The 12,781-nt window shown below is 62.6% G+C and carries 15 protein-coding genes and 1 riboswitch; of the genes, 3 read left to right on the top strand and 12 right to left on the bottom strand.

What is annotated here, in order from left to right; genetic code table 11:
• The 3 genes from T331_RS0110175 to T331_RS0110165 all read right to left on the bottom strand — a co-directional run bounded on the left by T331_RS0110175 (position 1) and on the right by T331_RS0110165 (position 1,483).
• Positions 1-237: an ATP synthase subunit C family protein gene (locus tag T331_RS0110175; protein WP_008495604.1), complete on the bottom strand. Its 237-nt coding sequence runs from the start codon at positions 235-237 to the stop codon at positions 1-3.
• 58 nt (positions 238-295) lie between these two features.
• Complete coding sequence (locus T331_RS0110170) at positions 296-1,048, bottom strand: F0F1 ATP synthase subunit A (RefSeq protein WP_008495602.1); 753 nt, start codon at positions 1,046-1,048, stop codon at positions 296-298.
• Positions 1,049-1,186: 138 nt separating this feature from the next.
• Positions 1,187-1,483, bottom strand: coding sequence for an AtpZ/AtpI family protein (locus T331_RS0110165; RefSeq protein WP_008495600.1), 297 nt, complete (start codon positions 1,481-1,483; stop codon positions 1,187-1,189).
• Between the two features lie 202 nt (positions 1,484-1,685).
• On the opposite strand from T331_RS0110165, the gene T331_RS0110160 reads away from it, so the two are divergent.
• Both T331_RS0110160 and T331_RS0110155 read left to right on the top strand, forming a co-directional pair.
• Positions 1,686-2,759, top strand: a complete 1,074-nt coding sequence (locus tag T331_RS0110160; RefSeq protein ID WP_026439935.1) for a site-specific DNA-methyltransferase — start codon at positions 1,686-1,688, stop codon at positions 2,757-2,759.
• A gap of 147 nt (positions 2,760-2,906) precedes the next feature.
• On the top strand, positions 2,907-4,334 hold the full coding sequence (locus T331_RS0110155; protein WP_026439934.1) for an aldehyde dehydrogenase family protein: 1,428 nt from the start codon (positions 2,907-2,909) through the stop codon (positions 4,332-4,334).
• 45 nt (positions 4,335-4,379) lie between these two features.
• Here T331_RS0110155 and T331_RS0110150 read toward each other — a convergent pair whose 3' ends face one another.
• From T331_RS0110150 to T331_RS19480, 3 genes are all read right to left on the bottom strand, one after another.
• Positions 4,380-4,823, bottom strand: coding sequence for a hypothetical protein (locus T331_RS0110150; protein ID WP_026439933.1), 444 nt, complete (start codon positions 4,821-4,823; stop codon positions 4,380-4,382).
• Positions 4,824-5,019: 196 nt separating this feature from the next.
• Positions 5,020-5,397, bottom strand: a complete 378-nt coding sequence (locus T331_RS19915; RefSeq protein WP_155992679.1) for a hypothetical protein — start codon at positions 5,395-5,397, stop codon at positions 5,020-5,022.
• 26 nt (positions 5,398-5,423) lie between these two features.
• The gene (locus T331_RS19480; protein ID WP_081822208.1) at positions 5,424-6,062 is read right to left on the bottom strand and encodes a DUF433 domain-containing protein; all 639 of its coding nucleotides are present in this window, start codon (positions 6,060-6,062) and stop codon (positions 5,424-5,426) included.
• Positions 6,063-6,306: 244 nt separating this feature from the next.
• On the opposite strand from T331_RS19480, the gene qhpR reads away from it, so the two are divergent.
• The gene (qhpR, locus tag T331_RS0110140) at positions 6,307-7,335 is read left to right on the top strand and encodes an AraC-like transcriptional regulator QhpR (protein ID WP_081822207.1); all 1,029 of its coding nucleotides are present in this window, start codon (positions 6,307-6,309) and stop codon (positions 7,333-7,335) included.
• 6 nt (positions 7,336-7,341) lie between these two features.
• Here the strand turns inward: qhpR and T331_RS0110135 are convergent, their stop codons facing one another.
• From T331_RS0110135 to T331_RS0110110, 6 genes are all read right to left on the bottom strand, one after another.
• Positions 7,342-8,391 carry a HoxN/HupN/NixA family nickel/cobalt transporter gene (locus T331_RS0110135; protein ID WP_026439931.1) on the bottom strand — a complete coding sequence of 350 codons (1,050 nt, stop codon included), beginning with the start codon at positions 8,389-8,391 and terminating at the stop codon, positions 7,342-7,344.
• 88 nt (positions 8,392-8,479) lie between these two features.
• Positions 8,480-8,661: riboswitch (cobalamin riboswitch) on the bottom strand.
• A gap of 29 nt (positions 8,662-8,690) precedes the next feature.
• Complete coding sequence (locus T331_RS18050) at positions 8,691-9,446, bottom strand: VOC family protein (RefSeq protein WP_051622308.1); 756 nt, start codon at positions 9,444-9,446, stop codon at positions 8,691-8,693.
• Entirely contained in the window at positions 9,443-10,333 is an 891-nt protein-coding gene (locus tag T331_RS0110125; protein WP_026439930.1) for an SMP-30/gluconolactonase/LRE family protein, read from the bottom strand. The genes T331_RS18050 and T331_RS0110125 overlap by 4 nt, the downstream gene beginning before the upstream one ends.
• Entirely contained in the window at positions 10,330-10,758 is a 429-nt protein-coding gene (locus T331_RS0110120) for a cupin domain-containing protein (RefSeq protein WP_035179809.1), read from the bottom strand. Before T331_RS0110120 ends, T331_RS0110125 begins: the two co-directional genes overlap by 4 nt.
• Before the next feature lie 11 nt (positions 10,759-10,769).
• Positions 10,770-11,231, bottom strand: a complete 462-nt coding sequence (locus T331_RS0110115) for a DoxX family protein (protein ID WP_026439928.1) — start codon at positions 11,229-11,231, stop codon at positions 10,770-10,772.
• Positions 11,228-12,781: an FAD-dependent oxidoreductase gene (locus T331_RS0110110; protein ID WP_026439927.1), complete on the bottom strand. Its 1,554-nt coding sequence runs from the start codon at positions 12,779-12,781 to the stop codon at positions 11,228-11,230. Before T331_RS0110110 ends, T331_RS0110115 begins: the two co-directional genes overlap by 4 nt.

Raw genomic sequence — 12,781 nt, 5'->3', positions numbered from 1 at the left:
TTAGGTGAACAGAATGACCAGCGCGATGACCAGCGCGTACAGCGCCACCGCTTCCGTCAGCGCGAAGCCGAGCAGAACGTCGCGGAACATCGCATCGCGGGCGGCCGGGTTGCGGCCGACGGAGGAGACGAACGAGCCGAACAGGTTACCGATACCAACGCCGGCACCGGCGACACCGATGGTGGCGAGACCCGCGCCAACGTCCTTGGCGAGCAGAGCGGCAGACTGAGGATCCATGTAATTTTTTCCTTTTTAGCAGAAACTTATAGGCGAAACGGGAGGAACCGGACCGGCCTTAATGCATATGCACGGCGTCGTGCAGATACAGGCAGGTCAGGATGGCGAAAACATAGGCCTGCAGCCCGGCGACCAGCAGCTCCAAAGCGGCCAGGGCGACATTGAGGCCCAGCGGCACGACGGAGGCGATGGCGCCGAACACGCCGAACCCGGCGGTGAGCAGCAGCATGAAGCCGGCGAAGACTTCCCACATCACATGCCCGGCGGTCATGTTCGCGAACAGACGCACAGAGAGCGAGACCGGGCGGGAGAGATAGGAGATGATCTCGATCGGCACCAGCAGCGGCAGCAGCCAGCCCGGCACCCCGGCGGGGACGAAGAATTTCAGGAAGCCAAAGCCGTGAATATAGAAGCCCACCGCGGTCGAGAACACGAACACGAACAAGGCCAGCGCCAGCGTCACCGCGATATGCGAGGTGAAGGCGAAGAAATACGGGAACAGCCCGATCAGGTTGCCGAGCAGGATGAAGCTGAAGATGGTGAAGACCAGCGGGAAGAATTTGCGGCCTTCCTCGCCGATCGTGTCCACGCACATATGATGCACGAACTCATACAGCACCTCGACCAGCGCCTGGATGCGGCCGGGCACCAGCGCCTTGGCCTTCAGCCCGATGGCGAACATGCCGACGATGATGATGGCGGCCGCCAGCATCGCCTCGTTGGAGTTGGTGAAATTGACCGCGCGCCCGATGGCCCCCAGACCGGTGGTCAGGTCGAATTGTCCCAGCGCGTCGATCGATGGTCCCGCCATGTGTTCTACCCTGCCTGAAGCCGTACTTTTGCCGCTTGCGCGGAGGTTTATCCCAACGTGCCGCTGGCGCGGCACTTAACCGACCCGCCGCTCGCGCGGCGTTTAAACTGTTTTCGCCCCGATTGATACCGGCGCGACTTACCGCCCGCGATCGGCCCGCAAAAGATTGCGCATGCCGGCCGCCAGACCCACCGGGACCATGAGGATCATCAGCCATGGCTTGGTGTGCAAGAGCCTGTCCAGCCCCCACCCGATCACCACGGCGATGACCATCGCGGCCACCATTTCAACCCCCAGCCGCATCGCCAGCTCGATGGCGCGTTGCGCCGAGCCGGCATCGCTCTGCCCTGGCGCCTTGCGCTTGGGACCCTGGGCCGCGTCTTCCGCCGCCGCCAGCCTGTCCTCAAACCCTGGTTTCTCCGGGCCGTCGCTCATGCACCTGCTCCTCGCGGATATCCGCCGGAAGGTTGGGCGGTTGCTATCCTTACCCCCCCGGACTGTCAAGAATGAAGAGGCGTTATAGTGCATGTGCGGCTTTTGTGCCAAAATCGCACAGACCAGACGGTTGACGCGGTTACGACCGGCCCGCCACTTATTCACGAGTCGATTAGTTTTGGGGTCCGCCTTGCCTGTGGAAATGCTGCGCGAATTGCCGCTGGATCAGATCTTGCTCGGTGATGCCGGGACGATGTTGCGCATGCTGCCGGATGCGTCGATCAACTGCGTCTTCGCCGATCCGCCTTATAACCTGCAGCTGCGCGGCGAATTGCGCCGCCCGGATGACAGCCTGGTGGACGGGGTGGATGACGATTGGGATAAATTTACCGATTTCGCCGCCTATGACGCCTTCACCCGGGACTGGCTCTCCGAATGCCACCGTGTGCTGAACAAGGACGGGACGATCTGGGTGATCGGCTCTTACCATAATATCTTCCGCATCGGGGCGATGATGCAGGATCTGGGCTTCTGGATCCTCAACGACGTAATCTGGCGCAAGACCAACCCGATGCCGAATTTCCGCGGCCGGCGCTTCACCAACGCGCATGAGACCATGATCTGGGCGGCGCGCAGCCAGCAGAGCCGGTATAAATTCAATTACCAGTCGATGAAGGCGCTGAACGACGATCTGCAGATGCGCTCGGACTGGACGCTGCCGCTCTGCACCGGGAATGAGCGGCTGAAGAATAATCACGGGCTGAAGCTGCACCCGACCCAGAAGCCCGAGGCGCTGCTGCACCGCGTCATCATGGCCTCGACCAGCCCGGGGGATGTGATTGTCGACCCGTTCCTGGGTACGGGCACCACGGCGGCGGTGGCGAAGCGGCTGCACCGGCATTTCATCGGCATTGAGCGGCATCCGGCCTATGTGGAGGCGGCCTGGGGGCGGCTGGCGGCGGAGGCCCCGGCCTCGCGCATGGCGGTGGTGGCCCCGCCCTCCGGCCGCGCGGCGCCGCGAATCGCCTTTGGCAGCTTCGTGGAGCGCGGCATCATCCGCACCGGGACCAAGGTGATGGACAAGCAGCGCCGGGTGGAGGCGGAGGTGACGGCCGAGGGCGGGCTGGTGAGCGGGGCGCATCGCGGCTCGATCCATCAGGTCGGCGCGGCGGTGCAGAACGCGCCGTCCTGCAATGGCTGGACCTTCTGGCATTTCGAGCGCGACGGGCAGCTTCTGCCGCTGGATGCGCTGCGCAAGGAAAGCCCCGAGGCGTAATCTGTTCCCGAAATGTTCCACGTGGAACATGAAATTTAACGTCGCGTTAGATATAATCGCGCCGGCTATATTTCAGGGTTGTATTTCAGGGTCAAGCCAGGCGGGCGCGGCGGCGCTATGCTCTTTGCAGTGTTCAAAGAGGAAGCCATGCCCGAATTTCTGAAATTCTATATCGACGGCGCCTGGGTGGACCCGGTGGCGGCCAAGCGGATTGCGGTGATCGACCCCTCCACGGAGGAGGTGTTCACCGAGATTTCCGGCGGCGCCGCGGCGGATGTGAACAAGGCGGTGGCGGCGGCGAAGAGGGCCTTCAAGTCCTTCTCGCATAGCTCCGTGAAGGAGCGGCTGGAGCTGCTGGAGAGCTGCCTCGCGGTCTATAACAAGCGCTTCGAGGATATCGCGCAGGCTTGTGCGCGGGAGATGGGGGCGCCGATCGGCTTTGCCAGGGAGGCGCAGGCCTGGGTGGGGCAGCAGCATTTCATGGCCACCATCGAGCGCTTCAAGAGCTTCGCCTTCACCGAAAAGCGCGGCAGCACGCTGGTGGTGAAGGAGCCGATCGGGGTGTGCGGGTTGATCACGCCCTGGAACTGGCCGCTGAACCAGATTGTCTGCAAGGTGGCACCGGCCTTGGCGACGGGCTGCACCATGGTGCTGAAGCCCTCCGAGATTGCCCCGGTGAATGCGCTGATCTTCGCCGAGGTGATGCATGAGGCCGGGGTGCCGGCCGGCGTGTTCAATCTGGTGAACGGCACCGGGCCGGAGGTGGGCCAGGTGCTGGCGGCGCATCCGGATGTGGACATGATGAGCTTTACCGGCTCGACCCGGGCGGGGACCATCGTGGCGCGGGAAGCCGCGGCGACGGTGAAGCGTGTCTGCCAGGAGCTGGGGGGCAAGTCCGCCAATATCCTGCTGGAGGATGTGGATCTGGACAGCGCGGTGCGCCAGGGCATCGGCGCCTGCTTCATCAATACCGGGCAGAGCTGCGACGCGGCGACCCGCATGCTGGTGCCAGCCCACCTGCATGACGAGGCGGTGCGGATTGCCGTGGATGAGGCGAACAAGCAGACCCCCGGCCCGGCTTTTGCCGAGGGCACGGTGCTGGGGCCGCTGGTGAGCCAGATGCAGTGGGACAAGGTGCAAAGGCTGATCCAGGCCGGGATCGATGACGGGGCGACACTCGCCTGCGGCGGGCTGGGCAAGCCGGACGGGCTGGAGCGGGGCTATTTCGTGAAGCCGACCGTGTTCGCCAATGTGAAGCCGGGCATGACCATCGAGAAGGAGGAGATTTTCGGGCCGGTGCTCTCGATCATTCCCTATGAGGGGCTGGAGCAGGCCATCGAGATCGCCAATGACACGGTGTATGGTCTGGCGGCCTATGTGCAGGGCAAGGATATGGACAAGGTGCGCCATGTGGCGGCGGAAATGCGGGCAGGGTCGGTTTATCTGAACTACCCGGATTCGGATTTTTGCTCGTCGTTCGGGGGGTATAAGCAGAGCGGCAATGGGCGCGAATATGCCGATTGGGCGATGCATGATTTCTTGGAAATCAAGAGCGTTTTGGGGTACGGGGGGTAGGCTGGGAAGAGAGGGGGCGTTGCCGGCGCGCGCCCTCTCGCCTGGTTATGGGTCTGCCGGCCGGCAATCGGGCTGAATGCGGACCGGTTTTGCATCCGGATAGATGAAGACATCGCCGCCGCGCAGCGCTGGATTGCCGGTGAAGAGAGGGCTTGCCCAAAGCACGTGGCAATTGCGGGCATCAACCAGATATTGCGTGCTTTCGCTGCCGCTATAGGTGGTGACGTAAAGATCATGCGCGCCGGCAAGGAAGAAGGGCGGGGTGATGATGGAAATATCCGCCTCGCAGCTTTTGCCACCGGCGCTGATGATCAGCGGGCCTTCCCAGGCGGCGCTGTTGCCGGGGTCGCTATCGCTGACCATGTGCGCCTTGAAGGCGCCGAAAACCAAATCCGCACCATGATTTTGGAGCGGCGTGACAGGACAGGGGGCGGCGTCGGCCGGGGCTGTGAGGGCCAGAGCGGCGAGAAGCGCAAGCAAGCGGGTCATGGAGCCTCGCGGGTGGTCATGCGGGAACGTAACGGGTTTGCGCCGGGCGGCAATGGGCGCGAATATGCCGATTGGGCGATGCATGATTTCTTGGAGATCAAGAGCGTGTTGGGGTACGGGGGGTAGGAACCACCACAAACCAGCCGGATTGGATAAAAGCCAATCCGGCTGGTTTGAAAAGTAACTTCTCTTTACCTTAACGATGCGTCTTTAGGTAATGGGCGCCAATTTCGATCCACATCCGCCGCGCCGGTTTTTTAATATTGAAGTTCCATTCAAACTCGATAAACGAAAATGCATGGTCTGCGCGCTTCGAAGCAAGCACACTGTCGCAGCACAGATGAATTAGATTAAGCTTGGCATATCTTGGATCTTGACCTTTTTGACCATACTTTCTGGCTATCCTCCGCATGTCTTCATCAATTGCAACTAAGATCGCATTATTTGTAAGTGCTGCGACTGCGACTACATGGTCGGGAACGCTTTCGGGTAAAACGTCCCTATAGAAAATCACTTCTTGACCAAGACTTTCAAATACATGACCTACTGAAACAGGAACGCCTTCATCGAGCATCACTCGAAATTGGGCTTTTTTCCGGTTCAAGCAACCTCACTGTATTTCAGCGCTGCCTCAATGTCCTGAAGAGTGAGTGTTGGATATTCTTTTTGAATTTGATCTGCAGAATACCCAGCCTTAGAAAAAGCTTTGATACTCCGAACAGGAATACGTGTACCGGCTACGACAGCAGCGTTATGCGCGACGTTTTTGTGTTTTTCGATTTTCCCAAACTGTCCCTGATCGCGATTACGCAACATATCAATTGCGTCTTCGACACCAGACGAAACAATCCGCAAAGGAATTTCCAAAATCGCTTGTCCGGAGACAACTTCCTCACGTGCATCCGCCTCCGGATTATGAAAAATAACCCGCTTATTTAGCACGTAAAGAACTGTTTTAGCCCAAAGATCATCGCCCAGATGTGATAGCTTATCTTTCACTTCGCGCAGATGGTGAAGAGAAACATTGGCCTCATTTCTTAGAGCATTTAAAACCTTTAGCGAAACCAAGTCCCTAAAAGAATAAAGCCTGCTATACGGCAGCTGCCGGTTCTCCGACCCGATGCTTGGGACAAAAAAACCGGTCTTATCCCAATACCTAAGCTGCTTCCTGCTGACATGCGTCAACCGCTCTGCCTGATCTTCAGTAAAAGCAGCGACAACGCCGGGTACACAAGACATTCCGCTCTCCTTTCACTTGACCAAGAGCCAACACATTGTGAATCGTAATGGTTCCCGCAACTAGGGGCAACCTCTGCCTCGAAATAGAGCTGATAGCGCGCCATCCGAAATTCAACAACACAATTCTCAGAATACGAGACACGCCTCTCCACCTTGCCCCCCACCCCCAACCCGGCCTAACCTCCCCCCTCAGGAGAAACGCCCACCACGGCCCTATTGGGGTGGCGGGAGGAGGCGCATAAAAATGGGGTTGGGTGCGGGTGGGGTGCCGCGGGTGGCGTTATGTGCCACGGCGGGGCTGTTGCCGTTATTGCAGGAGTTGCGGACGGATGCGGACCGGGTGTTCGGGCCGGCCGGGGTGGATGCGTCTGGCTTGCGGGCGGATAGCGAGGGGGGGCTCGCTTTGTCCTCTTATGTCGAGGTGATGGAGCGCGCCGCGCTGCTGTCCGGCCGGGCGGATTTCGGGCTGCTTTATGGGCGGGATTTTCCGGCCTCCAGCCATGGGCTGGTGGGGGATCTGGCGTTGGCCGCGCCCAGCATCGGCACGGCGTTGCGGCAGTTGACGGATCTGTTTCCCCTGCACCAGCAGGCCAGCGAGGCGCGGCTGGTGGCGGAAGCCGGGTTGCTGCGGCTGGAATACCGGATTGTCGACTGGCGGATTTTCGAGCGCCGGCAGGATGCGGAGCTGACCATCGCGATGTTCCAGAACATCCTGCGCACCGCCTATGGGCCGGGGTTTCGGGCGGAGGAGGTGCAGTTTGAGCACCCGGCACCTGGCGATGCGCGGGCGCATGAGGCGGTGTTCGGGGCGCCGGTGTTTTTCGGGCAGCGCACGAATGCGATTATTTTCCGCCCCGGGGATCTGGCGCGGCGGATGCCCAGCGCGGATGCCGGGCGGTTCGCGGCGTTGGCGGCACAGGTTTATCAACGCCGGCTGCCGGGCAAGATCGTGCCGCTGGAGGCAAGGGTGCGGGCGGAAATCCGCTCGCGCCTGCCCGAGGGGGCGCCGCCGGTGGCGGAGGTGGCGCAGGCTTTGGGGCTGGCGCGCTGGACCTTGCAGCGCCGGCTGGCGGAGAACGGGCTGACCTATGCGCAGGCGGTGCAGGATGTGCGCCGGGCGCTGGCGGCGAGCTATCTGGGCCAGGCGCATCTGCCGATCTCGGGCGTGGCGCAGCTGCTGGGCTATGCCGAGCTGAGCCCGTTCTCGCGCGCCTGCAAGCGCTGGTTTGGCGCCGCCCCGGAACGCATCCGGGCGCGGACGCTGCAGGCGTGAGACGGCTCAGGGCTGGGCGGCGGTGATCTCCAGCTCGTCATAGCGCTTGAATTTATAGACCAGGGTGGAGACGACCCAGCTCAGGATGAAAATCCCGATGATGATATAGCCGATGGCGCCGAACTGGTCGTTAAGGGCGCTGACATGGTCCCAGAACCAGCCGCCGAGGGCGAATTCCGAGGCGATGAGCCCCAGCCCCTCGATGCCACCAATGACCAGCGCCACCAGGGCGGAGACCAAGGTGATGGTGAGGTTGTAATAGAGCTTGCGCACCGGCTTGACGAAGGCCCAGCCATAGGCGCCGAGCATCAGGATGCCGTCAGTGGTGTCGATGAGCGACATGCCGGCGGCGAAGAGCAGCGGGAAGGTGAGCAGCGGCCAGAGCGACATGCCGTGCAGCGCCTGGGTGGAGGCGATGCCGAGGAGGGTGACCTCGGTGGCGGTGTCAAACCCCAGCCCGAACAGGACGCCCAACGCCAGCATGTGCCAGCTGCGACTCACCAGCCGGAAGAGCGGCTGGAACAGCCGGGCCAGCAGGCCACGCTTGTTCAGCAGCAGGTCGAAATCCTCCTCCACATAGGCGCCGCCGCGCCGGACATGGCGGAAGCTGCGATAGACGGCGAAGGCGATGAGCAGGTTCATCAGCGCGATCAGCAGCAGGAAGAGGGTGGAGACCAGCGTGCCGATGGTGCCGGCGATTTCGTTGTAATTATTGAAACTATCGGCAAGAGTGACGGTCATTGCCGCGATGACGACGACGCCGATGAGCAGCACCGCGGAATGGCCGATGGAGAAGAAGAAGCCGACGCCGATCGGGCGTTGGCCCTGCTGCATCAGTTTGCGGGTGACATTGTCGATGGCGGCGATGTGGTCGGCATCGACCGCGTGGCGCAGCCCGAAGATGTAGGCCAGCAAAGCGGTGCCGAGCAGCACCGGGTGGTGGCGGAAAGAGAGCAGCGCCCAGAGCCAGGCGCCGATATTGAAGGCGAAGAGGAAGAGATAGATCCCGATCACCTTGGCGCGCAGGCCGGCGCCGGGGGCGCGTAAAGACAGCATGGTTTGCCTCGTTCAACAGCGTTGCCACCGCGAACAAGGCGGGCCCGGCAAAAGACCCACCCACCAGGACACCCCGCCCGATGCGTTCACGCTGACGCTCCTGATGGCAGGTCTCCTGGCTCACGCGTCTTTGCCGGATGCGCCGCCTTCCCGGTTTCCCAGTGGCATGTGGCGCGCGGCTCTGCGCTTACAGTTGCGGGGACAGCCGGGGATTTGCACCCGCGTTCCCTTTTCATCCTCCGGGGAGGAACCATCGGCGCTAGGGTAACGCGGTTGCGGCGGGGTGGGAAGGTGGGGGCTCAGCCGGGGGCGATTTCGATGAGGTGGCCGTCCGGGTCGCGCTGCAAAGCGGGGTGCGGGCCTTTGAAGACCAGGCGGTCGGCCGCGAGGTCGGCCGGGTGCGGCGGCGCGTAGGGGGCGATGTGGCTGTAGGCGAGCAGCTCCACTCCCGGCCCCTCGGCGCCGCGCAAGGTGAGGATGCGCGCGCTGGCGCCGGGCACGCCATCCAGCCGCGCCTGCTCGGGGCCCTGGTTGAGCTGTTCGGCCTGGAGATGCAGGCCGAGCGCGTCATAGACAGGCAGGGACGCATCCGGCCGGGTGGCGACGATGCCGGAATGGTCATAGCCGGGCGGGGCGTCGCGTTGCAGATATTCCAGAGGATGCCCGTCCGGGTCGCGGAATTTCCAGGCGGTCACGCCGCCGGACTCGGGCGGCAGCCGCACCGGGCCGCCGTGCGAGATGGGTTGCGCGCCGGCGGCCAAAGCGCGGGGGACGGCGGCATGGATATCGGGCGTGAGCAGCGCGATATGCTGGAACAGGCTGGCATTGCCGGGGGCGTTGGCCGGGTAGGCCGCGCCGACCGGCAGGCAGGCGGTGAGATCCAGCGTCTGCGCGCCCAGGCGCAGGCGCTGGCGGCGCAGCGCCGAAACACCGAGCAGGTTGGCCAGGGGGATATCCGGCTGCGCGCCGCCTTGCGGTTCAAAGCCCAGCGCGATGTAGAAAGCGGTGAGCCGGTCGAGATCCGAGACATTGCGGGCGATGCGCAGCAGGCTCATGCGGCGCCTCTGCTGTTGGTGTGGAGGGCGAGCAGCCTGGTGCCGGCGCAGATGAACAGGCGCGAGAGATGCCGGCCGCCAAAGCAGAGGTTGGAGACGGTGTCACCGATGACGATCTTGCCCAGCATCTCGCCTTCGGGCGAGAGGCAATGCACGCCATCGCCCGCGCTGCACCAGAGATTGCCATCGACATCGCATCTGATGCCATCCGCATAGCCGGGGCTGATCCGCGCGAAAATGCGGCCATTGGCGAGTTTGCCGTCCTGCACATCGAAAACGCGGATATGGCGCTCTGTATGCGGGTCGAATTGGTCGCCGGTTTCGGTGACGTAGAGGCGGGTTTCGTCCGGCGAAAAGGCGAGGCCGTTGGGGCCGGTGAAATCGTCCGAGGCGATGCTGAGCGTGCCGTTCGCATCCAGCCGGTAGAGGGCGGGCGGGCGTTCGGGGGCCTGCTTGCCGCCTTCGTAATCGGTCATGATGCCATAGACCGGATCGCTGAACCAGATCGCGCCGGTGCCGCGCTGGATGGTGACATCGTTCGGGGCATTCAGCCTTTTGCCGTCATATTCATCGGCAAGGATGCTGGTGCGGCCATCAAGCTCGCGCCTTGTGATGGCGCGGCCGTGATGCAGGCAGGAGATCAGCCGCCCCTCATTGTCGCGCGCATGGCCGTTGGCGAAATCCGACGGGGATTGGTAGGTGGTGACGACATTCTCGCACCAGCGCAGCACGCGGTTATTGGGAATGTCGGAAAACAGCAACACTTCCTGATCCGCGAACCAGACCGGGCCTTCGAGCCAGCGGCAACCCTCCGCCAAGGTTTCGAGCTGGGCGTTGCCGAGAATGAGATGGTTGAAGCGCGGATCCTGAATGTCGTACAGGCTCACTTGAAATGCCCCGGTTGCTTTTGCGGCTTGGCGTCGATCTGCACGCACATCAGCACGCAGGGCACATCGCCGATGGTGCCGGAGCGGTGGCCGCGCTTGCCGTTCGAGTCCCGGCAATTCTGGTCTTCGCCGAACTGCACATCGCCGGGGCCGAATTCGCGGCGCGTGCCGTCCATCGCCTCCACCCACCAGCGCCCGGAGATCGGCACGATCCATTGCGGCTTGGGGTTTTCATGCCATTCGCCGACCCAGCCGACCGGCTGTTCGGTGAAGACGATGGCGCTCTGGCCGGTGAAGAGCTTGTTGTTCCATTGCGGGTCGGCACCGCCGACACCTTCGAAGCTGAAATTCTCCAGCACGGCCTGGGAGAAATGGCTGATGCCCTCTTCATCCGTCCAGAGATGCCAATAGGGAACATGCGGCATGGTCGCTCCTTTCAGGGGGATGGCGGCGCGCTATAGGGCGCATTGGAAAGCGGGTGGGTCACGACCGCGCCCAGCCCTACCGGACCGGCGCTGATCACCAGCAGGCCCAGCCCGCCGGCGAGGCAGAGATTCTTGAAGAAATCCCAGAAATGCTGGCGGCCATCGCCGGCATCGCGCCAGAAATGCGGATATTTCCAGAAGGGATGGAAAAGGATGGCGGTGACGACGCAGAAGCCGGCCAGGATGAAGGCGGCGAGACGGTCATGCCAGCCAAAGACGATGCAAAGCGGGGTGAGGGCCTCGATGGCGATGGCAACCACCATCAGCGCCTCGGGAAAGGGCAAGGGCTCGGTTTCCTCCTGCGCCATCGCCTCGTGCCAATGCACGATCTTATCGTAGGCGGAGAGCGGAAACATGCAGACCAGCAGCAACCTGGCGAGGATGTCGGGGGCGGTGTGCAGCAGGAAATTCATGCCAGACGGTCCTCGACATGGGCGGCGACGCGCAACGCGTTGGCGATGATGGTCAAAGTCGGGTTCACCGCGCCGATGGAGGGGAAGAAACTGGCATCGGTGACGTAGAGATTATCCAGCTCATGCGCCTTGCAATTGATGTCCAGCACGGCGCTGGCGGGATCGGTGCCGAAGCGCATGGTGCCGGCCTGATGCGAGGTCGCCTCCAGCCCCATCGGCAAAGAGAAATAGGCCAGACGCTCCGCACCCCATTTATAGCTCTTGCTCAAGACCCTCTTTAATTCCTGGCGCAGGCGGCGATGCTCGTTGGCGTTGGTTTCGGTGAAGTCCAGCTGCACCTTGCCGTCTTTGTAGGCGATGCGGTTTTCCGGCTTCGGAATATCTTCGCTGGAGAGCCAAAAATCGATGGCGTGGCGGGCCATCATGTCGAAGGGCAGTTTCGGCAGCCAATGCAGCCAGGAGGGCACGGCCTCCCCGAGAATCTGCCCGGTATGCACCTTCGCGCACATCTGCACCAGGCCCAGCGGTGATGGCGTCTCGGGCGTGCCGAAATAGAAATCCGACAGTCCCAGTGTTTTCTGGAACACATCGTCATTCGGGGTGCGCATCAGCGCCATCAGGATCGACTGATTATGGCGCATATAATTGCGGCCGACCTGATCCGAGCGGTTGGCGAGGCCATTGGGATGCGCATCGCTGAAGGAGCGCAGGAATAAAAGTGCTGAGGAGAGCGCGCCGCAGGCGACGACGACGATATCCGCGCTGAGCTGGGAGGTCTCGCCATCCTGCTCGACCTCGATTGTGCTGATGGCGCGGCCATTCGCGCTGGCGTGCAGGCGCTTTACGTAGGTATTGGTGCGCAGCTCCAGATTCGGGAATTTCGCCAGCGCCGGGTCGACGCACATCACCTGCGCATCCGCCTTGCCGTTGAGCAGGCAGGGAAAGCCATCGAAGGCATCGCAGCGTATGCACACGCTCTCAGGCGTGGGCTTGCCATGCGCCTCGATCAGCTTGATGCCCAGCGGCATATGGAACGGATGCAGATTCTGCCGGGAGAGACGCGCAGCGAGGTCGCCGATCACCGGCTCATGCGAGACCGGCGGATGCGGAAAGGCGCCACGCGGCGGCTGGGTCGGGTCTTCGCCGGCCTGGCCATGGACGCTGAACAGCGCCTCCGCCTCGTCATACCAAGGGGCGAAATCCTGGTAGCTCAGCGGCCAGGCGGGGGATGGGCCGTCCTCATGCTGGAGCAGGCCGAAATCACGCTCACGCAGGCGAAACAGAGCCGCGCCATAGACCTTGGAATTGCCGCCGACGAAATAATGCAGGCCGGGATGGAAGATTTTGCCGTGCTTGTCCCGCCAATCCTCCCGCGCCTGGTAGGCGCCCTGCATGAACACGGTTTTCGCATCCCAGTTGGCGCGCGCGCGCGGCAGATAATCGCCGCGCTCCAGCATCAGGATTTTCTTGCCGGTGCGCGCCAGGCGCTGCGCGAAACTGGCGCCGCCGGGGCCGCTGCCAATGACGATGACATCGTAATGCTCAGCCAT

The organism is Acidocella facilis ATCC 35904 (genome assembly GCF_000687875.1).
GTDB lineage: Bacteria > Pseudomonadota > Alphaproteobacteria > Acetobacterales > Acetobacteraceae > Acidocella > Acidocella facilis.
The sequence above is the reverse complement of the archived record's forward strand: the minus strand, read 5'-3'. Positions and strand labels throughout refer to the sequence as shown.

Excerpts from the sequence above, each read along its gene's own strand:
- T331_RS0110175 (WP_008495604.1), bottom strand. The coding sequence starts at position 237 with ATGGATCCTCAGTCTGCCGCTCTGCTCGCCAAGGACGTTGGCGCGGGT.
- T331_RS0110170 (WP_008495602.1), bottom strand. The coding sequence starts at position 1,048 with ATGGCGGGACCATCGATCGACGCGCTGGGACAATTCGACCTGACCACC.
- T331_RS0110165 (WP_008495600.1), bottom strand. The coding sequence starts at position 1,483 with ATGAGCGACGGCCCGGAGAAACCAGGGTTTGAGGACAGGCTGGCGGCG.
- T331_RS0110160 (WP_026439935.1), top strand. The coding sequence starts at position 1,686 with ATGCTGCGCGAATTGCCGCTGGATCAGATCTTGCTCGGTGATGCCGGG.
- T331_RS0110155 (WP_026439934.1), top strand. The coding sequence starts at position 2,907 with ATGCCCGAATTTCTGAAATTCTATATCGACGGCGCCTGGGTGGACCCG.
- T331_RS0110150 (WP_026439933.1), bottom strand. The coding sequence starts at position 4,823 with ATGACCCGCTTGCTTGCGCTTCTCGCCGCTCTGGCCCTCACAGCCCCG.
- T331_RS19915 (WP_155992679.1), bottom strand. The coding sequence starts at position 5,397 with ATGCTCGATGAAGGCGTTCCTGTTTCAGTAGGTCATGTATTTGAAAGT.
- T331_RS19480 (WP_081822208.1), bottom strand. The coding sequence starts at position 6,062 with ATGTCTTGTGTACCCGGCGTTGTCGCTGCTTTTACTGAAGATCAGGCA.
- qhpR (WP_081822207.1), top strand. The coding sequence starts at position 6,307 with ATGGGGTTGGGTGCGGGTGGGGTGCCGCGGGTGGCGTTATGTGCCACG.
- T331_RS0110135 (WP_026439931.1), bottom strand. The coding sequence starts at position 8,391 with ATGCTGTCTTTACGCGCCCCCGGCGCCGGCCTGCGCGCCAAGGTGATC.
- T331_RS18050 (WP_051622308.1), bottom strand. The coding sequence starts at position 9,446 with ATGAGCCTGCTGCGCATCGCCCGCAATGTCTCGGATCTCGACCGGCTC.
- T331_RS0110120 (WP_035179809.1), bottom strand. The coding sequence starts at position 10,758 with ATGCCGCATGTTCCCTATTGGCATCTCTGGACGGATGAAGAGGGCATC.
- T331_RS0110115 (WP_026439928.1), bottom strand. The coding sequence starts at position 11,231 with ATGAATTTCCTGCTGCACACCGCCCCCGACATCCTCGCCAGGTTGCTG.
- T331_RS0110110 (WP_026439927.1), bottom strand. The coding sequence starts at position 12,781 with ATGGCTGAGCATTACGATGTCATCGTCATTGGCAGCGGCCCCGGCGGC.